Raw genomic sequence first — 19,854 nt, 5'->3', positions numbered from 1 at the left:
CAGCTATCATTTTTATATCAACAAGCTGCCCGCTCTGCGGGCAGTCCGTCTCCTCACAACACGCTCAACCTTCAAAAGGCTTCCAGCGCCAACTCGGTAACGCTGGCCGCGCCTTCCACAATGCTGTCGCGCAGGCCCGGGGCCTTCACCAGGATGTGATCAGCGTAGAACTGGGCCGTAGTGATTTTTGCGCGCATGAACGCTTCGTCCTGTCCCTTTTGCAACAGGTCCTGTGCCACCAGCAGGCTGCGCGCCAGCTGCCAGCCCGCCACTACATTGCCCGCCAGCATCAGGTAAGGCACGCTGCCCGCAAACACGGCGTTGGGCTGGGCCTTGGTGCCACCGGCCACAAAGTCAATCACATCGAGCAGCGCCTTGCGCGCCGCCGTGAGGCGCTTGGCCACTGCCAGCGCGGCGGGGGTGCCGCTGGCCAACAGATCGGCCTCAGTCTTCTCGATCTGTGCGGCGATGCCCTTGGCGGTCTGGCCGCCGTCACGCGCCGTCTTGCGGCCCACGAGGTCGTTGGCCTGGATGGCCGTGGTGCCTTCGTAGATGGTCAGGATCTTGGCGTCGCGGTAGTACTGCGCCGCGCCGGTTTCTTCGATGAAACCCATGCCACCATGCACCTGCACGCCCAGGCTGGTCACTTCCAGGCTGGTCTCGGTGCTGTAGCCCTTGACCAGCGGCACCATGAATTCATAGAACGCCTGGTTCTGCCTGCGCGTTTCCGCATCGGGGTGGTGGTGGGCAGCATCGAACGCTGCTGCGGCCACGGTGGCCATGGCACGGCAGCCTTCCACGGTGGCGCGCATCGTCATCAGCATGCGCTTCACATCGGGGTGGTGGATGATGGCGGCGCTGGCGTTGATGCTGCCGTCCACGGGGCGGCTCTGCACGCGGTCTTTGGCGTACTGCACAGCCTTCTGGTAGGCGCGCTCGGAGATCGCAATGCCCTGCATGCCCACGGCGTAGCGGGCCGCGTTCATCATGATGAACATGTATTCGAGTCCGCGGTTTTCCTGGCCCACGAGGTAGCCCACGGCGCCGCCATGGTCGCCAAACTGCAGCACGGCCGTGGGGCTGGCCTTGATGCCCAGCTTGTGCTCGATGCTCACGCAATGCGCGTCATTCCGCGCGCCCAGGCTTCCATCCTTGTTGACCATGAACTTGGGCACCACGAACAGGCTGATGCCCTTGACGCCCTCAGGCGCGCCCTGCACGCGGGCCAGCACCAGGTGGATGATGTTCTCGGCCATGTCGTGCTCACCGTAGGTGATGAAGATCTTGGTGCCGAAAATCCTGTAGGTGCCGTCGGGCTGGGGTTCTGCACGCGTACGCACCAGGGCCAGGTCTGAGCCCGCCTGGGGTTCGGTCAGGTTCATGGTGCCGGTCCATTCGCCGGTCACCAGCTTTTCAAGGTACGTGGCCTTGAGCTCGTCACTGCCTGCGGTGAGCAGCGCCTCAATGGCGCCATCGGTCAGCAGCGGGCACAGCGCAAAGCTCATGTTGGCGCTGTTGGTCATCTCGATGCAGGCCGCGCCGATGGTCTTGGGCAGGCCCTGGCCGCCAAAGTCGGCGGGGTGCTGCAGGCCTTGCCAGCCGCCTTCGGCGTATTGGCGGAAGGCTTCCTTGAAGCCGGGGGTGGTGGTGACCACGCCGGATTGAAAGCTCGACGGGTTCTTGTCGCCTTCCCAGTTGAGCGGCGACAACACCCCTTCGTTGAACTTGGCGCACTCTTCCAGCACGGCAGCCGCCGTGTCCAGCCCGGCATCCTCAAAACCGGGGATTTGCGCGATCTGTTCAATGTTGGCCAGGTGCTCGATGGCGAACAGCATGTCCTTGACGGGGGCGGTGTAGCTCATGGGTGTCTCCGGGAAAGCGAAATTTCGTCAAAAAAAAGGCATCGCGAGCGATGCCTTTGTGTGCACAGGGGCGTTCTTACAGGGCCTTGACCAGTTCTGGCACGGCCGTGAACAGATCCGCTTCCAGCCCATAGTCGGCCACGCTGAAGATCGGCGCCTCAGGGTCCTTGTTGATCGCCACGATCACCTTGGAGTCCTTCATGCCCGCCAAGTGCTGGATGGCGCCCGAGATACCCGCTGCGATGTACAGCTGCGGCGCCACGATCTTGCCGGTCTGGCCCACTTGCCAGTCGTTGGGGGCGTAGCCTGCGTCCACTGCGGCCCGGCTGGCACCCAAAGCGGCGCCCAACTTGTCGGCCAGGGGCGTCATCACTTCGTCGAACTTTTCCTTGCTGCCCAGCGCCCGACCACCGGAGACGATGATCTTGGCGGCCGTGAGTTCGGGGCGGTCGCTCTTGGCGATTTCGCTGCCCATGAAGCTGCTCTTGCCAGCGTCTGCGGTGGCTGCGGCGGTTTCAACGGCTGCGGAACCGCCCGTGGCGGCTGCGGCGTCAAAGCCCGTGGCGCGCACGGTGATGACCTTTACGCTGTCGGCGCTTTGCACGGTGGCAATGGCGTTGCCGGCGTAGATGGGGCGCTCGAAGGTGTCTGGGCTCACCACTTTGGTGATGTCGCTGACCTGCGCCACGTCCAGCTTGGCGGCCACGCGGGGGGCCACGTTGCGGCCGCTGGCGGTGGCGGGGAACAGGATGTGGCTGTAGTTGCCTGCGATGGCGAGCACTTGCGCGGCCACGTTCTCGGCCAGGCCGTGTTCCAGGCCAGGGGCGTCTGCGTGGATGACCTTGGCGACACCGGCGATCTGGGCGGCTGCGGCGGCGGCTGCACCGGCGTTGTGGCCGGCCACCAGCACGTGCACATCGCCGCCGCAGGCCACAGCGGCCGTCACGGTGTTCAGCGTGGCGCCCTTGATGGACGCGTTGTTGTGTTCAGCAATAACGAGTACCGACATTTAGATCACCTTCGCTTCGTTCTTGAGTTTTTCAACGAGTGCCGCTACGTCGGCCACCTTGATGCCAGCACCGCGCTTGGCGGGCTCGGTCACCTTGAGGGTCTTCAGGCGCGGAGCCACGTCCACGCCGAGGTCTTCGGGCTTGACGGTATCGAGCTGCTTTTTCTTGGCCTTCATGATGTTGGGCAAGGTGACGTAGCGGGGCTCGTTCAGGCGCAGGTCGGTGGTAATGACCGCTGGCAGCGACAGCTGCAGGGTTTCCAGGCCGCCGTCCACTTCACGCGTCACGCTGACCTTGTCGGCCGACAGTTCAACCTTGTTGGCGAACGTGGCCTGGGGCAGGTCGGCCAGGGCCGCGAGCATCTGGCCGGTCTGGTTGGCGTCGTCGTCGATGGCTTGCTTGCCCAGGATGATGAGACCGGGCTGCTCTTTGTCCACCAGGGCCTTGAGGATCTTGGCAACGGCCAGGGGCTGCAGCTCGACGTCGGTCTCGACCAGGATGGCGCGGTCGGCACCGATGGCCATGGCAGTGCGCAGGGTTTCCTGGCACTGGGCCACGCCGCAGGAGACTGCGATGACTTCGGTCACCAGGCCTTTTTCTTTCAGGCGCACGGCCTCTTCAACGGCGATTTCGTCAAAGGGGTTCATGCTCATCTTCACGTTGGCGATGTCCACACCCGTGTTGTCCGACTTCACGCGGACCTTCACGTTGTAGTCCACCACGCGCTTGACAGGGACCAAGACCTTCATTGCTGCGGCTCCTAGAGTTGGTTGAATTGACGTTTACGTAAACTGGAACATTCTATGCGGCACTGCAACGAAAGCGCTACGGGCCCAGCACACAGATCACACGATTAGAAAAAAGAACGATCGTGCTTTTTGTGGATTATAGGCGAGTGGGCGCAGCACCTGTCTAGAGTTTGCTGTCGCCTTGGGCAACCTGCAGCCAACGGACAAGCGGGCAAGGCTACTCAGAACCCGCCAGTGCGCGGCCCACCGCCGCATTCGACACAGCAGGGGGCAGTGCTCCCTCGACCTGCACATGCATGACCCGCTGCGGATAAGGGATTTCGATCTTGTGGGCGCGCAGTGCACTCAGGATGGCGCGGTTGATCTCCGAGCGCAGGCCCAGCGAACCGTTCTCGGGGTCGGCAATCCAGAAGCCCACGGTGAACTCCAGCCCATCGGCACCAAACGCCGACAAGGACACACTGGGCGCCGGATCGCGCAGCACACGGCTGCTGGCAAAGGCGGCCTCGCCCAGCAGCCGCGTCACCAGGTCCACATCGCTGTCATAGCCCACGCTCACCACGGTGGACAACCAGACGCGGGGGTCCGCCAGCGACAGGTTTTCCACCCGCTGGATGATCAGCATCTCATTGGGCACGATGGACTCGCGGCCCGTGGACGAGCGCACCACCGTGTAGCGCGCATTGATATCGGTGATGCGCCCCTCGAAGTTGTCCACCCGCACGTTGTCGCCAATGCGCATGCTGCGCTCGGCCAGGATCACAAAACCGCTCACATAGTTGGACGCCAGCTTCTGCAAGCCAAAGCCAATCCCCACCCCTACAGCACCGCCCAGCACAGACAACGCGGTCAGGTCAATGCCCACGGCCGACAGGGCCATGATGAGCCCGACGAAGATCAGCAGCGCCCGCACGGCATTGCTCACGGCCTTGCGCAGCGACAGCTCGGCCCCGGTGGCCGAGCGCAGCAGGCGCGACTCGATGGCGGCCGAGATCCACAGCGCGATCAGCAACACGGCCCCGGCCGTCAGTGCGCCTTCGATGATGGTGCGCACCGACAACGTGGCTCCACCCACCTTCCAATGGATCTGGTCGAGCTCCTCCAGCACCAGGGGAAGCAGCCCCGTGACCCACAGCACCATGCCCAGCCAGGCCAGCCAGGAGATGGAGCGTTCAATGGGCCGCACCCAGGCGGCATCCGGGTATGCCACCTGCAACACCTTCACCCCGATGCGGATGACCACCAGCGACACCAGCACCGGCACCGCCACCCTGAACACCGCGAGCGGAATCCACTGCAGCAGCGCCGCACGCGCCACATAGGCCAGCGTGAGCAGCGCCAGCGGAAACAGTGCGCCATCCACGATCCGCGTGCCAAACAGGATCGAGCGCGGGTCGCCCCGGTGCAGCCCGCGCTGCAGCAGCGCCACCAGCAGCCACGCCATGCCCAGGCAGGCCGCCAAGGCCGCCAGTTCCACCAGCACCGTGGGCCGCAGGAACGCCTCGGCCCAGCGGCCCACGTCTTCCAGCATGGGGATGTCCGTCGTCGTCACCATGGCTCTCAGCGCTTCCAGGCAGGCTGGCGCTTTTCAGCAAAGGCGCGCGCGCCTTCCTGCGCGGCCTCGTCCATCATGTTGGTGGCCATGGTCTGGCCCGCCAGCTGGTAGGCCGCATCGATGCCCAGCTCCCGCTGCTGGTACACCAGCGCCTTGCCCATGGCCACGGCCACGCGGGGCTTTTGCAGGATGGACTCCACCAACTTTTCGACCTCGGCATCCAGCGCATCGGCGGGCACCACACGGTTCAACAGACCCTGCGCCAGCGCGGTGGGCGCATCGATGAAATCGCCGGTGAGCAACATTTCCATCGCCCGCTTGGCGGGCACATTGCGCACGAGCGGCACGCTCGGCGTTGCGCAGAACAGGCCGTAGTGGATGCCGCTGGTGGCAAAGCTGGCGCTGTCGGCCGCCACCGCCAGGTCGCACTGCGCCACCAACTGGCAGCCCGCCGCCGTCGCCATGCCCTGCACCCTGGCGATCACGGGTACTGGCAGCTTGTGGATGGCCAGCATCATGCGGCTGCATTGCGCAAACAGCTTCTGGTAGTACGCCAGGTCCGGGTTCGCCGCCATGTCCTTGAGGTTGTGCCCGGCGCAGAAGGCCTTGCCTGCTGCGGCCAGCACGACCACGCGCACAGCTTCGTCACGGCCCGCATCGTCCAGCGCCTGTTGCAGCGCAGAGAGCATCTCTGCACCCAGCGCGTTGAAGCGGGCCGGGTCGTTCAGGGTCAAGGTGACCACGCCACGGGCGTCGCGGGTGGTTGTCAGCACATCATCGAAGTTCTTTGTCGTCATAGTTTGCTCCTCTCAGCCATCTGCACGCCGACTGAAACTGGCACTGCCCAGGCGGGGGCCGCCGCGCAAGGGCCGCCCCGCCGCGCTGGCGGCGTCCCCCTTCCGCATCGCGCAGCGATGCAAGAGAAGGGGGAAGCGGCGAAGCCGCTCAGGGGGTTGGTCACAAATCCGCGAGGACCCGCAAATGTGCCTCCACACTGCGCGCCAGCGGCCCCATCACATAGCCGCCCTCCAGGCACGACACGATGCGGCCCTGGGAATAGCGGCGGGCCACGTCCTTCACGCGCTGGGTGATCCAGGCGTAGTCCTGCTCGGTCAGGCCCAGCTGGCCCATGTCGTCCTCGCGGTGGCCGTCAAAACCCGCACTCACAAAAATCATCTCGGGCTTGAAGGCTTCCAGCCGGGGCATCCACATCATCTCGATGATCTCGCGGATGTCCATGCCCCGCGTGTAGGCGGGCACGGGCACGTTGACCATGTTCGGGGCGGGATCGTGGTCGCCGCTGTAGGGGTAGAACGGGTGCTGGAAGATGCTGACCATCAGCGCCCGGGGGTCATTGGCCAGGATGTCCTCGGTGCCATTGCCGTGGTGCACGTCAAAGTCCACCACCGCCACGCGCTGCAGGTTGTAGCGCTGCAGCGCATATTTGGCCGCCACAGCCACGTTGTTGAAGAAGCAGAAACCCATGGCCTTGTCGCGGCAGGCATGGTGGCCGGGGGGGCGCACCGAGCAGAACGCGTTTTCCACCTCGCCCGCCATCACGGCATCGGTGGCGGCCAGGGCCGCCCCGGCGGCACGCAGCGACGCCTTCCAGGTGTGGGCGTTGATGGAAGTGTCGGTGTCGATCTGCGCGTAGTTGGGGCCGCCCGCCATCAGCTCTTCGTTGAGCCGGTCTGACAGGCCGCGCAACGCCGCAATGTGCATGCGGCCGTGGGCCAGCTCGATGTCGGCCAGCGAGGCCTCGGGGGCGTCGTAGCGCTCCAGCGCGTCGGCCACGCCGGTGATCAGCAAGCGATCCTCAATGGCGTCCAGCCGTTCGGGGCATTCGGGGTGGCCCGGGCCCATCTCGTGCTTCCAACAATCCCGATGGGTGAAATAGCCCGTCTTGCTCACAGTCTTGTCCCCGCGTGTCGCATTTTTCTCAATTTTTCGGATAACGTCATGCCATGAACGCACAGCACAAAATCAAATCACTTCTGGATCAGCTTAACACGGTGATCGTGGGCAAACAGGCCCAGGTCCAGGACTGCGTGGCCTGCCTGCTGGCGGGGGGGCACCTGCTGATCGAAGACGTGCCCGGGGTGGGCAAGACCACCCTGGCCCACGCCTTGTCACGCACCTTCGGCCTGCAGTTCTCGCGCGTGCAGTTCACGGCCGACCTGATGCCCAGCGACCTGACCGGCGTGTCGGTGTACGAACGCGGCAAGGAAGCCTTCGTGTTCCACCCCGGCCCGGTGTTTGCCCAGGTGCTGCTGGCCGACGAAATCAACCGCGCCAGCCCCAAGACGCAAAGCGCGCTGCTCGAAGCCATGGAAGAAAAGCAGGTGTCGGTGGAGGGCGAAACCCGCGCCCTGCCCCACCCGTTCTTCGTGATCGCCACGCAGAACCCGCACGACCAGCTAGGCACCTTCGCGCTGCCCGAGTCGCAGCTCGACCGCTTTTTGATGCGCATCTCCATCGGCTACCCCGACCGCGCCGCGGAACGTGTGCTGCTGGCGGGCGCGGACCGGCGCGACATGGTGGACACCATGCTGCCCCTGCTGTCCGACGAGGAACTGGCCGAGCTGCAGCGCCAGGTGCAGGCCATCCACACGGCCGATCCGCTGCTCAACTATGTCCAGGACCTGATTGCGGCCACCCGCTCGGGCCGGTGGTTTCTACAAGGGCTCTCGCCCCGCGCGGGCATTGCCCTGGTGCGCGCGGCCAAGGCGCAGGCCCTCATCAGCGGGCGCGACTATGTGGCGCCCGATGATGTGCAGGCGGTGCTGCCCCAGACCATTGCCCACCGCCTTGTGCCCGTCGGCGACGCCGGACGCGGCGCGGTGGAGCAGGTGCGCGCGATGGTCGAAGCGGTTCCATTGCCCTGACCCATGGAATCCGCCACCCCACCGCCCCTCCCACCCCTTGCGCGCTGGCGCAGCCTGGCCGCCACGCTCAACCCGTTTGCGCCGCTGCGCCGCCGCTTCCAGCGCTGGTGGCAGGCGCGCCTGCCGCTGAGCGACACGCTGGCGCTCACGCAGCGCAATGTCTACATCCTGCCCACCGGTTCGGGCTGGATGCTGGCTTTGACGCTGATCGTGCTGCTCATCGCGTCCATCAACTACCAGCTCAACCTGGGCTACCTGCTCACCTTTTTGCTGGCGGGCAGTGCGGTGATCGGCATGCACATCTGCCACGCCAACCTGCGCGGCCTGACCCTGCACCTGAAAGCACCCGAGCCGCACTTCATGGGCAGCAGCACCGCGTTTGACATCCAGCTGTCCAGCGAGCGCAAGACCCCGCGCTACGGCATCGCCCTGTCGGTGCACGGCACGGGCAAGGAGGCGCAAAAGGAACCCCATCATTGGGCCTGGACCGACGTGCCAGCGCAAGGGCAGTCCAGCGTGCAAGTCGCTTTCAAGCCCGAGCGCCGGGGCCTGCACCGCGTTCCCACATTGACCGCCGAGACGCGCTTTCCGCTGGGCACCTTCCGCGTCTGGACCTACTGGCGCCCCGCTGCCCAGGTGCTGGTCTACCCCGCACCCGAAACCCCGACACCGCCCCTGCCGTCTGGCGAACCGCGCGCGGGCGGAGCGGGCAACACGCCCACACAGGGCATTGGCGAATTCGACGGTGTGCGCGCCTACCGCCGGGGCGATCCGCTCAAGCTCGTGGTCTGGAAGAAGGCCGCCAAGTCGCTGGCCACCGGCACCGACGACCTGGTGAGCCGCGACGCCCAGCAGGCCCAGCGGCACGAGCTGTGGCTGGACCTGGCCCGTGCCTCACTGCCCGACCACGAAGCCCGCATCTCGCGCCTGACCGCCTGGGTGCTGCAAGCCGACCGGCTGGGGCTGGACTATGGCCTGCGCCTGCCGGGTGTGGAGATCGCCCCGGACACGGGGGCGGCCCATCGCAGAAATTGCCTGGAGGCACTGGCATTGTGCTGATTCGTCCCTCAAAATTTAGATCAAACTGGCACCTTGCGCTCGCTAGAAAAGCGCAGATAGCTACATTTTTGATAGCAAATCAATCACCACCTGTCGGGCGTGCCCCCTTGCCATGAACCTGCGACAGACCCTTGTTTCCCTGCCTCGCGACGCCCGCGACACGCTTTTTCTGCTGTTCGTGATCGTCTGGGTGATCGCGCCGCAGGTGTCCAACCTGCCGGTGTGGACCAGCCTTCTGGCTGGCGGCCTGCTGCTGTGGCGCGGCTGGCTGGCCTGGACGGGCCGCCCTCTGCCCGGCCGCTGGACAGTGGCCGCCCTGCTCCTGGTAGCGGTGGCAGGCACGCTGTTCACGCACCGCACCATCCTCGGGCGGGATGCGGGTGTCACCCTCATCGTCATGCTGCTCGCCCTCAAGATGCTGGAGCTGCGCGCACGCCGCGATGCCATGGTGGTGTTCTTCCTGGGCTTCTTCACGATGCTCAGCAATTTCTTCTTCTCGCAATCTCTGCTGACTGCCGCCGCCATGCTGGTGGCGCTGCTGGGGCTGCTCATGGCACTGGTCAATGCCCACATGCCGGTAGGGCGCCCGCCGCTGGCGCAGACCTTTCGCATGGCGGGCACCATGGCACTGCTGGGCGCGCCCATCATGGTGGCGCTGTTCATGCTGTTCCCACGCATGTCACCGTTGTGGGGCATGCCCGGCGAAAACCTCTCCGGGCGTAGCGGCCTGTCGGGCACGATGAAGATCGGGGACATGGCCGAGATCGCACTGGATGAGCGCGTGGCCATCCGCCTGCGCTTTGAAGGGGCGCCCACCGATGTGCCTGCACAATCCACGCTGTACTTTCGCGGGCCCGTCATGACCGCGTTCGATGGTCGGGAATGGCAGGCCGAGCCCTTCCGCGAAGACAGCGCCTGGGCCGCACGTGCAGCCCTGCCCGCCAATCTGCAGGTCAGCGGCCCGGCGGTGCGCTATGAAGTAACGCTCGAACCCCAGCGCCAGCCCTGGCTGATGGTGCTGGAGGCCACCCCCGAGGCTCCCCAGCTGCCCAACAACATGCAGGCCTACATGACGCAGGATCTGCAGTGGATGACGGCACGTCCCATCACCGAGGTGATGCGCTACCAGGCCGTGAGCTACCCCGAGTTCCGCCACGGCCCCCAGCAGTCGGTGCGGCAACTGCGCGTGTACACCGAGCTGCCGCCCGGCTTCAATCCGCGCACCCTGGAGCTGGCGGCACAGATGCGGGCAGACCCTGCACTGGCGAACGCCCGCACGGAAGTTCTGGTGAATGCCGTCCTGCAACGCCTGCGCACGGGGGGCTACAACTACTCCCTCGATCCAGGCGTCTTTGGCGAGCACACCGCCGACGAGTTCTGGTTTGACCGCAAGGAAGGCTTTTGCGAACACATTGCCTCGGCCTTCGTGGTGCTGATGCGCGCGATGGATGTGCCAGCACGCATCGTCACGGGCTATCAGGGCGGCGAGCGCAACCCCGTCGATGGCTACTGGACGGTGCGCAACGCCGATGCCCATGCCTGGTCCGAAGTCTGGATGGAGGGGCGTGGCTGGGTGCGTGTAGATCCCACAGGCGCCGTCTCGCCGAACCGCGTGGGCCAGTTCCAGCGTTTGCGCGCGCCCCAGGGTGCGTTCGCCAACGCCCTGGGCACCCTCAGCCCGGGCATGGTGCAGAACCTGCGGGCCGTGTGGGAAGCCGTCAACAACGGCTGGAACCAGTGGGTGCTCAACTACACCCAGAGCCGCCAGATGGACCTGCTCAAGGCGCTGGGGTTTGAATCTCCGAGCTGGCAGGACCTCACCACCGTGCTGGGCAGCCTGGTCATCGCGGCTGCACTGGGCGGCATGGGCTGGAGCCTTTGGGAACGTGCCCAGCACGACCCCTGGCTGCGGCTGCTGGCCCGCACGCGCCAGCGCCTGGCGCGCGCCGGCCTGACGCTGCCCGAAACCCTGCCCCCTCGCGCCATGGCCGAACGGGTGCGCGCGCATTTCGGCCCGCAGGCTGCCGGGGTGGCAGACTGGCTGCTGCGGCTGGAACGCCTGCGCTACGCCCCCCACCCCGACACCGAACTGGGAGCCCTGCAGCGCGAGTTTCGCGCACTGCACTGGCCAAACCGATGAATCCCCCCTGAGCGGCTTCGCCGCTTCCCCCCAAGGGGACGATGCCCTTGCTGCGGGGCGGCCCTTGCTTGGCATCCCTGGCCTGGGTCGCGTCGGTTTCGGGGCGCAGGGACAAAACAAAGTAACGAACAACCCAAATGAAGAAGACAGCTCCATGGATCACAACAGCTATATTTTTGATAGCTGCTTGCGCACTACCAGTAAGCGCTAGCCCGCAAAAATCCTCCAAAACCAGCATCACAAAGCAAAAGCCAGCCGTGCTCTACGCATCGCGCCCCGAGGCGCTGCAGTTTGCCGACGACCTGGCTGCGCGCCGCGACCTGGACCGCGAATGGGTGCGCCAGGCCGTCGGGCAGGCGCATTTTTTGCCGCAGGTGCCACGGCTCATGCTGCCACCACCCAAGGGCACGGCCAAGAACTGGCGCGTGTACCGCAGCCGCTTCATCGACCCCATCCGCATCCGCGCAGGCCAGCGGTTCTGGCAGGAAAACCAGGCCACGCTGGAGCGCGCCGAGCGCGAGTACGGCGTGCCCGCCGAGATCATCGTGGGGATCATCGGCGTGGAGACCATCTACGGCCAGCAGATGGGCACGTTCCGCGTGATGGACGCGCTGGCCACGCTGGCGTTTGATTTCCCGTCGGCCCACCCGCGCGCCAAGGAGCGCACCGAATTTTTCCGCCGCGAGCTTGAGCAGTTCCTGAGCCTCACCAACCGCAGCAACACCGACCCGTTCGAGCCGCGCGGCAGCTACGCTGGTGCCATGGGCCTGGGACAGTTCATGCCGTCGAGCTGGGTGCGTTACGCCGTGGACTATGACGGCGATGGCCGCGTGGACCTGTTCAACAGCCCGGCCGACGCCATCGGCTCGGTAGCCAACTACTTCCGGGGTCACGGCTGGACGCCGGGAATGCCCACGCACTTTGGCGTGCAGTTCGACACGGCACGGCTGCAGATGGATGACCTGCTGGCGCCCGACATCCTGCCCACCTTCAGCGTGGCCAGCATGCAAGCCAAGGGTGCTGTGCTCGACGCGGCTGGCGTACAACACAACGGCCCGCTCGCGCTGGTGGAGCTGCAAAACGGCGCAGAGGCGCCGAGCTATGTGGCGGGCACCGAAAATTTCTACGCCATCACCCGCTACAACTGGTCGAGCTACTACGCGATGGCGGTGATCGAGCTGGGCCGCGAAGTGGCGGCGGCGCGCGCGCGCTGACCTGCGCAGGCGCACCGGGGCGTTTTTTTGAGGGAGGCGCTGCGGCGCACCGCAGGCCCGGCAGGAGGACGGCCGGACGGCCGATACGGGGTTTGGCGGCGCCTGCAAGCGCGCTTGCGCAAGTCAGTCCACAATGCCCGGCTTGGACCGCTGGCCCGGCAGCCCTGCAGCAGCGGCACACCTCTTTGCCCACCCCCACCCCACCCCTTTTCTTCATGCCTGTATCACCTTCTCCAACGCCCGCTGTGGACGCCATCGTCCGGGTGCGTGGCGTGAGCAAAACCTACGCGGGCGGCTTTCAGGCGCTCAAGAACATCGACCTGGACATCCGGCGCGGCGAGATTTTTGCCCTGCTCGGGCCCAACGGCGCGGGCAAGACCACGCTCATCAGCGTGATCTGCGGCATGAGCAATGCCACGGCCGGCTCCATCACCGCAGACGGCCACGACACCGTGCACGACTACCGAGCCGCCCGCGCGGCCATTGGCCTGGTGCCGCAAGAGCTGCACACCGATTCGTTTGAAACCGTGTGGGCCACCGTCAACTTCAGCCGGGGCCTGTTTGGCAAGGCGCCCAATCCGGCGTTCATCGAGAAGATCCTCAAGGACCTGTCGCTGTGGGACAAGAAGGACAGCAAGATCCTCGCGCTGTCGGGCGGCATGAAGCGCCGCGTGCTGATCGCCAAGGCGCTGTCGCACGAGCCCAAAATCCTGTTTCTGGACGAACCCAGTGCTGGCGTCGACGTGGAGCTGCGCCATGACATGTGGCGCCTGGTGCGCGAGTTGCGCGACGCGGGAACCACCATCATCCTCACCACGCACTACATCGAAGAAGCCGAAGACATGGCCGACCGCATCGGTGTGATCCGCAAGGGTGAGCTGATCGTGGTGGAAGACAAGGACGTGCTGATGCGCAAGCTGGGCAAGAAGCAACTCACGCTCACCCTGCAGCAGCCGATGGACAAAGTGCCCGACGCGCTGGCACGCTGGCCGCTCGTGCTGAGCCAGGGCGGCACCGCGCTGACCTACACCTTCGACACGCAGCAGGAGGACACGGGCATTGCCGCACTGTTGCGCGCACTGGCCGAGCACGGCATTGACTTCAAGGATTTGCACTCCAGCGAAAGCTCGCTCGAAGACATCTTTGTGAGCCTGGTGCACCAGGACACCCCTCAGCAGAAAGCACCCCAAGCATGAACGGCCTGAACTGGCATGGCGTCAGCGCCATTTACCGCTTTGAGATGAACCGTGCGTTTCGCACCTGGATGCAGAGCCTAATTGCGCCCGTGCTCACCACGGCGCTGTACTTCATCGTCTTTGGCTCCGCCATCGGCTCGCGCATGGGCGACATCGGCGGCGTGGGCTACGGCGCCTACATCATCCCCGGCCTGCTCATGCTGTCGCTGCTGTCCGAGAGCATCTCCAACTCGGCCTTCGGGATCTACATGCCCAAGTGGTCGGGCACCATCTACGAGCTGCTCAGCGCGCCGGTGAACTGGGTGGAGGTGCTGCTGGGCTACGTGGGCGCAGCGGCCAGCAAATCGCTGCTGGTGTCGGTGCTCATCCTCACCACGGCCCGGGTGTTTGTGCCCTACGAAGTGGCGCACCCGGTGTGGATGGTGGGTTTCCTCGTGCTCACCGCCGTCACGTTCTGCCTGTTCGGCTTCATCATCGGCCTGTGGGCCGACAGCTTCCAAAAGCTGCAGGTCATCCCGCTGCTGGTCATCACGCCGCTGACCTTTCTGGGCGGGGCGTTCTACAGCATCAACATGCTGCCGCCGTTCTGGCAGACCGTTTCGCTGTTCAACCCGGTGGTCTATCTCATCAGCGGACTGCGCTGGGCGTTCTATGGCCAGGCCGATGTCCACATTGGCGTGAGCACGGGCATGACGCTGGTGTTCATGGCCGCGTGCCTCGTCGTGGTGTGGTGGGTGTTCAAGACGGGGCGCCGCATCCGGCGTTGAGCCCACCGCCCCAAAAAACATTCACGCTGACCCCCTCGGCGGGCTCAGCGTGAACGGTTCAGGACGTGGACTCAATACCGCTGCATGCTGCAGCTGTGCGGCTGCTGCGCTTTGGCAGCAGGAATCTGCCGCACCACGCGAAAGCCGTAGCCCGAGCCTTCCACATCAAACTTCACGCCCGGTGCGCCTTTTTTGTCCATCACGCCCACCACCAGCGCCTGCTGGAACTGGTGGTCCGCTGCGCGCATGCTGCCGCCCTGGCCCGAGAGCCGCACATCGGCCTTCTCCATCTGGCGCGCCACGGCCACGGCGTCGGTGCTGCCGGCACGCTCGATGGACTGGGCCAGCGCCTCCACCATGAGCTGCATGCGCATGTGCACGTAGTCGTCCTGCGGCTTGGGAAAACGCTCGCGGAAAGACTGGTAGAACGCCTCGCTCTGGGCGCCTGGCACATTGGGCAGCCAGTCGGCCACCGCCACCACCTTGCCAATGCCTGCATCACCCATGGCAGCGGGCGCACCCAGCGCGTTGCCATAGAAGGTGTAGAAGCTGCCCTCGTAGCCCACTTCCCGCGCGGCCTTCACCAGCAGGGTCAGGTCATTGCCCCAGTTGCCTGTGACCACCGCCTGCGCGCCGCTGGTCTTGATCTTGACGGCGTAGGGCGCAAAGTCCTTCACGCGGCCCACCGGGTGCAGCTCGTCGCCCACCACCGCCACATCGGGGCGTTGTGCGGCAAGTTGCTTCTTGGCCTCGCGCAGCACGGCCTGGCCAAAGCTGTAGTCCTGGCCGATGAGGTACACACTTTTGAGGGACTTGTCTTCGCGCATCACATCCATCAGCGCGGCCATGCGCATGTCGGCGTGGGCGTCAAAGCGAAAGTGCCAGAAGCTGCACTTCTCGTTGGTGAGGATGGGGTCCACCGCCGAGTAATTCAGAAAAATCACGCGCTTGTTCGGCTCGCGCTCGTTGTGTTTGTTGATCGCCTCGATCAGCACCGCCGCCGTAGCCGATGAATTGCCCTGCAGGATGACCTGCGCGCCATCGTCGATGGCCGCACGCAGGGCCGACAGCGCCTCTTCGTTCTGGCCCTTGCTGTCGTAGCGCTCCAGCGCCAGCGGGCGGGGGCCACCCGCAACGGCTGGCAACTGCACGCCACCCCGCGCATTCACACGTTCCATGGCCCAGTAGATGTTGCGGTAAACCGCTTCGCCCGTGTTGGCAAATGCGCCCGACAGGCTTTCGATGAGCGCCACCTTCACGGGCTTGGCCTGCGCCACGGCAGCGGCTGGCGCTGCAGCCTGGGCATGGCTGGCGGACACCGGCAGCAGCACGCAGCACAGCGTGGCTGCTGCGGCCAAAACGGATTGACGTAATGCCGCTGCGCCTGTTTTCAAGCCCACGGAGTGCAATTTATTCATGCCATTTTTCCCTTGAAATGCGGTGTGGCCGCACACACCTCTTTGGCATGCGGCGACCACGTCGAGAGCCGCGCAGTGTATAGGAGTACCCCATGATCTTCGCCCCCGTGATCCGCCGCGCCGCCTACGCCCAAGCACCCCGTTCCGCCGACCAGGCACTGCAGCGTTTTCTGATGGGCACGCTGGCTGACCCCGCTGCCGCACGTTCTGCAGCAGGCTGCACTGTCACGCAGGACGACAAAGCGACCACCTTGCAGCTGGATGTGCCCGGCCTGGCCCGCGAGCAGTTGCAGATCAGCATTGAAGGCAACGTGGTGCGCCTGCAAAGTGTGGAAGGAGCCCCCCGCAAGGTGCAGCGCGCCTGGGAGCTGGCCGCCGACATCGACGCCGCCAACAGTAGCGCCAAACTGGAAAACGGCGTGCTGACACTGACCCTGGCCAAGGTGGCGCCTGCCAGCAAGGCCACCACGCTGACGATCCACTAACTATTGAATTAATAGCTACAAACGCCCGTACCATAAGCGGTACGGGCGTTTTTCATTCAAATTCTCTTTCCAGACCCGATGCATTACTCATGCCGCAGCGCATCGATGGGGTCCATGCGGGCAGCGCGCCGTGCCGGGAAGTAGCCAAACACCACGCCAATGCCCGCAGAGAAAAGGAACGACAGCAAATTCACCCCGGGGTTGAACAGGTAGGGCACCCCCATCAGCCCTGACAGCGCGAGCGACGCGCCCGTGGCCAGCACGATGCCGATGAGACCGCCCAGCGCGGCCAGTACCACGGCCTCGATCAGGAACTGCAGCAGCACCTCGCGCTCCAGCGCGCCAATGGCCAGGCGCAGGCCAATCTCGCGCGTGCGCTCGGTCACGCTCACCAGCATGATATTCATGATGCCGATGCCGCCCACCAGCAGGCTCACGGCGGCCACGGCACCCAGCAGCGTGGTCAGCACCTTGGTGGTGCCCGAGAGCGTGTCGGCCAGCTGCTTGGTGTCGAGCACGTTGAAGTTGTCTTCGTCCGAGTCCGACAGCTTGCGCAGCTCGCGCAGCAGTTGCGTGAGGCTGGCCTTGACCCGCTCGGGGTCGCTGCCATCCTTCATGGAAACCAGCAGCGTGTTCACCCGCGTGTTACCCGTCACGCGGCGCTGCAGCGTGCGCAGCGGCACCAGCACCGTGTCGTCCTGGTCGTTGCCAAACGCACCCTGCCCTTTGGACGCCAGCACGCCCACCACCTCGCACGAAAACGCCTTCACGCGCAGCTGGCCGCCCACGGCATCGGCGGTGCCAAACAACTCGCGCCGCACGGTCTCGCCGATCAGGCACACGGCGGCACCCGCGCGCAATTCCGCGTCGGTAAAGACGCGGCCAGTGCGCACCGTCCAGTTGCCGGTCTCCAGCCAGGCGTTGGTGCTGCCGATCACACTGGTCGTCCAGTTGCGCCCGCCCACCACGGCCGTGGCGGCGGCGCGCGCCTCGGGCGCCACGGCCAGGATGCCGCCGATCTGCTGCGCGATCATGTCGGCATCGGTGTCCTTGAAGGCCGGGGCGCCCGTGCCACCGCCGGGCCCCATGCGCTGGCCGGGGCGTACCTGCAGCAGGTTGGTGCCCAGGCCCGAGATCTGGTTCTGGATGGCCAGCGTGGCGCCATTGCCCAGCGTGACCATGGTGATCACCGCGCTCACGCCGATCACGATGCCCAGGATGGTGAGGAAAGAGCGCATCAGGTTGCGCCGGATGGAACGCAACGCCAGCAGCAGGGTGTTGAGCAACATCAGTGGCCCCCTGAATCCGCAGTGACCACGTTCGATACGTTCGATACAGCTACAGCATCAGCGTCCAGGCCCTTGGGATGCGGGTTGGCCGCGTCGCTGTCCACCACGCCATCCACAAACCGCACGATGCGCCGCGCGTACTGCGCCATGTCGGGCTCGTGCGTGACCATCAGCACGGTGATGCCGTGGTCGGCGTTCAGGCGCCAGAGCAGTTCCATGATCTCGACACTGCGCTGGGTGTCGAGGTTGCCGGTGGGCTCGTCGGCCAGCAGCACATCGGGCTCGGTGACGATGGCGCGCGCAATGGCCACGCGCTGCTGCTGCCCGCCCGACAGCTCGGCGGGTGTGTGGTGTTCCCAGCCCTTGAGGCCCACGGCCTCCAGCGCACGCGCGGCCGCCGCATGGCGCGCGGTGGCCGACTCGCCCCGGTACAGCAGAGGCAGCTCCACATTCTCTTGCGCCGAGGTGCGCGCCAGCAGGTTGAAGCCCTGGAACACAAAGCCAAAGTAGCGCCGCCGCAGCCGTGCCCGCTCGTCGCGCGAGAGCGACTCCACATGCACGCCCTTGAACAGGTATTCGCCCGTGGTGGGTCGGTCCAGGCAGCCCAGCGTGTTCATGGCCGTGGACTTGCCCGAGCCGCTGGGGCCCATGATGGCCGCAAAGTCGCCCTGCGCAATGTCCAGGTCCACGCCCTTGAGCGCCTGAAAGGCCAGCGCCCCTTCGCCATAGACCTTGGTCACGCCACGCAGGCGGATGATGGGGGTGTCGCCCGACACGCTCATGGCTTGGCCCCTGCCGCGCGCTGGTCGGTGATCACGGCCATGCCGGGCGTGAGGCCGTCGCCCGTGACCTCGGTATGGCGGCCATCGCTGATACCCACCTGCACATCGATGGGCTTGGCGGCGCCGTCCTGCAGCACCCACACCTGCCGCGTCTTGCCCGCGCCATCGCCTGCCTCGCCCCCCGCACCCGGCTTGCGTGGGCCCGAGCCAGACCGTGGCATGCGCGGCATGAGCTGCGACATGATGCCGCCACCACTGCCGCTGCCCGACGCGCCGGGCTTGGCGCCACCCGCCCCGGGATTCGCCTCGGCCCCTGCGGCCTGAGCGGGCGTGAAGCGCAGCGCCGTGTTGGGCACCAGCAGCACATCCTTTCGTTCAGTGGAAGTGATGGTGGCCGCCGCCGTCATGCCGGGGCGCAGGCTCATGTCACTGTTGTTCACCTCCAGCCAGGTGATGTAGGTCACCACGTTGTCCGTCTTGGTGGAGCCAAACGAGACGCGCGTGACCTGGGCCGGGTAGCGGCGCGAGGGATAGGCACTGACCGTGAAGCTCGCGTCCTGACCCACCTTGACCGAACCCACATCGGCTTCGTCCACGCTCACATCCAGCCGCAGCCGCGTGAGGTCTTCGGCCACGGTGAACAGCGTCACCGCTTGCAGCGATGCGGCCACCGCGTTGCCTGGCTCCACCGTGCGGGTCAGCACCACGCCGTCGATGGGCGAGCGGATGGAGGCCTTGGACAGGTTGGTCTCGTCGGTGGACAGCGCAGCGCGTGCGTCTTCCACCGTGGCGCGGGCGCTGGTTTCGTCAGCGCGGGCGCGGTCCAGCGTGGCGCGGCCTGCGTCCAGCTCGGAGGCCGAGGGCACCTTGCCGCCGGACAGGCGCGCCACTTCTTCGAGCCGGCCAAAGTTGGCGATGGCTTCCTTGGTGGTGGCCACGGCCTGGGCCAAGCGGGCCTGCGCCGACGCCAGCGAGGCGCGCGAGCGCAGCACCTGGGATTCGAGCTTGGCGGTGTCCAGCTCCACCAGCAGCTGCCCCTTCTTGACCTTGTCGTTCACATCCACCAGCACCTTGCGCACGGTGCCCGACAGCTCGCTGCCAATGGTGACCGAGCGCGTGGGCTGCAGCGTGCCATTGGCCGACACGGTGAGTGTGAGATTGCCCCGGCGCAGCTCTTCGGTGACATAGGTGGGTGCAGTGCCGGCGCTCTGGCGCGTCTGCCAGGCATACAAGCCACCGCCCACCACCACGAGCGCGGCCACCCCCAGCCACACGGTAGTGCGCTGCCACCAGCGGCGCGGGCGATCCGCGCCCAGCAGGGCGCTCAGGTCGGCGGGGGCCGCCTTGGCGGGTGTGGATGTCGCGGGGGTGTCGGTGTTTGGCATGGGACGTGAATCAGAGATTGGAGGGCTGGCGATAAGGACAGGGGCTGGATTAGCAAGG

General features: G+C 65.8%; 17 protein-coding genes. 7 read left to right on the top strand and 10 right to left on the bottom strand.

Features of this window, described 5'->3' with window-relative positions:
* Positions 1-71: 71 nt before the first annotated feature.
* The 6 genes from KW832_RS05865 to KW832_RS05840 all read right to left on the bottom strand — a co-directional run bounded on the left by KW832_RS05865 (position 72) and on the right by KW832_RS05840 (position 7,039).
* Positions 72-1,862 (bottom strand): acyl-CoA dehydrogenase, encoded by a 1,791-nt coding sequence (locus KW832_RS05865; protein WP_218299206.1) that lies wholly within the window; start codon positions 1,860-1,862, stop codon positions 72-74.
* A 76-nt stretch (positions 1,863-1,938) separates the two neighbouring features.
* Positions 1,939-2,871 (bottom strand): electron transfer flavoprotein subunit alpha/FixB family protein, encoded by a 933-nt coding sequence (locus tag KW832_RS05860; protein WP_218299205.1) that lies wholly within the window; start codon positions 2,869-2,871, stop codon positions 1,939-1,941.
* Positions 2,872-3,621 carry an electron transfer flavoprotein subunit beta/FixA family protein gene (locus KW832_RS05855; protein ID WP_121507084.1) on the bottom strand — a complete coding sequence of 250 codons (750 nt, stop codon included), beginning with the start codon at positions 3,619-3,621 and terminating at the stop codon, positions 2,872-2,874.
* A 217-nt stretch (positions 3,622-3,838) separates the two neighbouring features.
* Positions 3,839-5,176 carry a mechanosensitive ion channel family protein gene (locus KW832_RS05850; protein WP_218299204.1) on the bottom strand — a complete coding sequence of 446 codons (1,338 nt, stop codon included), beginning with the start codon at positions 5,174-5,176 and terminating at the stop codon, positions 3,839-3,841.
* Positions 5,177-5,181: 5 nt separating this feature from the next.
* A complete protein-coding gene (locus KW832_RS05845; RefSeq protein WP_218299203.1) occupies positions 5,182-5,973 on the bottom strand; it encodes an enoyl-CoA hydratase in 792 nt (263 codons plus the stop codon).
* A 160-nt stretch (positions 5,974-6,133) separates the two neighbouring features.
* On the bottom strand, positions 6,134-7,039 hold the full coding sequence (locus tag KW832_RS05840) for a histone deacetylase family protein (protein WP_055396137.1): 906 nt from the start codon (positions 7,037-7,039) through the stop codon (positions 6,134-6,136).
* Positions 7,040-7,140: 101 nt separating this feature from the next.
* Here KW832_RS05840 and KW832_RS05835 point away from each other — a divergent pair, with 101 nt between their 5' ends.
* The 6 genes from KW832_RS05835 to KW832_RS05810 all read left to right on the top strand — a co-directional run bounded on the left by KW832_RS05835 (position 7,141) and on the right by KW832_RS05810 (position 14,437).
* Positions 7,141-8,061, top strand: coding sequence for a MoxR family ATPase (locus KW832_RS05835; protein ID WP_010460095.1), 921 nt, complete (start codon positions 7,141-7,143; stop codon positions 8,059-8,061).
* A 3-nt stretch (positions 8,062-8,064) separates the two neighbouring features.
* On the top strand, positions 8,065-9,120 hold the full coding sequence (locus KW832_RS05830) for a DUF58 domain-containing protein (RefSeq protein WP_121419432.1): 1,056 nt from the start codon (positions 8,065-8,067) through the stop codon (positions 9,118-9,120).
* A gap of 112 nt (positions 9,121-9,232) precedes the next feature.
* Positions 9,233-11,260: a DUF3488 and transglutaminase-like domain-containing protein gene (locus KW832_RS05825; protein ID WP_218299202.1), complete on the top strand. Its 2,028-nt coding sequence runs from the start codon at positions 9,233-9,235 to the stop codon at positions 11,258-11,260.
* A gap of 137 nt (positions 11,261-11,397) precedes the next feature.
* Positions 11,398-12,474 (top strand): lytic murein transglycosylase B, encoded by a 1,077-nt coding sequence (gene mltB / locus KW832_RS05820; protein ID WP_218299201.1) that lies wholly within the window; start codon positions 11,398-11,400, stop codon positions 12,472-12,474.
* A gap of 215 nt (positions 12,475-12,689) precedes the next feature.
* Complete coding sequence (locus KW832_RS05815; protein WP_218299200.1) at positions 12,690-13,670, top strand: ABC transporter ATP-binding protein; 981 nt, start codon at positions 12,690-12,692, stop codon at positions 13,668-13,670.
* Complete coding sequence (locus KW832_RS05810; RefSeq protein ID WP_370628636.1) at positions 13,667-14,437, top strand: ABC transporter permease; 771 nt, start codon at positions 13,667-13,669, stop codon at positions 14,435-14,437. Before KW832_RS05815 ends, KW832_RS05810 begins: the two co-directional genes overlap by 4 nt.
* Positions 14,438-14,508: 71 nt before the next feature.
* Here KW832_RS05810 and KW832_RS05805 read toward each other — a convergent pair whose 3' ends face one another.
* Positions 14,509-15,855, bottom strand: coding sequence for a branched-chain amino acid ABC transporter substrate-binding protein (locus tag KW832_RS05805; protein WP_218299199.1), 1,347 nt, complete (start codon positions 15,853-15,855; stop codon positions 14,509-14,511).
* A 92-nt stretch (positions 15,856-15,947) separates the two neighbouring features.
* On the opposite strand from KW832_RS05805, the gene KW832_RS05800 reads away from it, so the two are divergent.
* On the top strand, positions 15,948-16,340 hold the full coding sequence (locus tag KW832_RS05800; RefSeq protein ID WP_218299198.1) for an Hsp20/alpha crystallin family protein: 393 nt from the start codon (positions 15,948-15,950) through the stop codon (positions 16,338-16,340).
* Positions 16,341-16,423: 83 nt separating this feature from the next.
* On the opposite strand, the gene KW832_RS05795 is transcribed toward KW832_RS05800, so the two are convergent.
* From KW832_RS05795 to KW832_RS05785, 3 genes are read right to left on the bottom strand one after another with little or no spacing between them, the layout of a single operon-like run.
* On the bottom strand, positions 16,424-17,629 hold the full coding sequence (locus KW832_RS05795; RefSeq protein ID WP_015015131.1) for an ABC transporter permease: 1,206 nt from the start codon (positions 17,627-17,629) through the stop codon (positions 16,424-16,426).
* Complete coding sequence (locus tag KW832_RS05790) at positions 17,629-18,411, bottom strand: ABC transporter ATP-binding protein (protein ID WP_218299197.1); 783 nt, start codon at positions 18,409-18,411, stop codon at positions 17,629-17,631. The genes KW832_RS05795 and KW832_RS05790 overlap by 1 nt, the downstream gene beginning before the upstream one ends.
* Positions 18,408-19,796, bottom strand: a complete 1,389-nt coding sequence (locus KW832_RS05785) for an efflux RND transporter periplasmic adaptor subunit (RefSeq protein WP_218299196.1) — start codon at positions 19,794-19,796, stop codon at positions 18,408-18,410. The genes KW832_RS05790 and KW832_RS05785 overlap by 4 nt, the downstream gene beginning before the upstream one ends.
* Positions 19,797-19,854 lie beyond the last annotated feature (58 nt).

Origin of the sequence: Acidovorax sp. sif0632 (assembly GCF_019218805.1) — a bacterium.
Taxonomy (GTDB): Bacteria; Pseudomonadota; Gammaproteobacteria; order Burkholderiales; family Burkholderiaceae_C; genus Acidovorax; species Acidovorax facilis.
The sequence above is the reverse complement of the archived record's forward strand: the minus strand, read 5'-3'. Positions and strand labels throughout refer to the sequence as shown.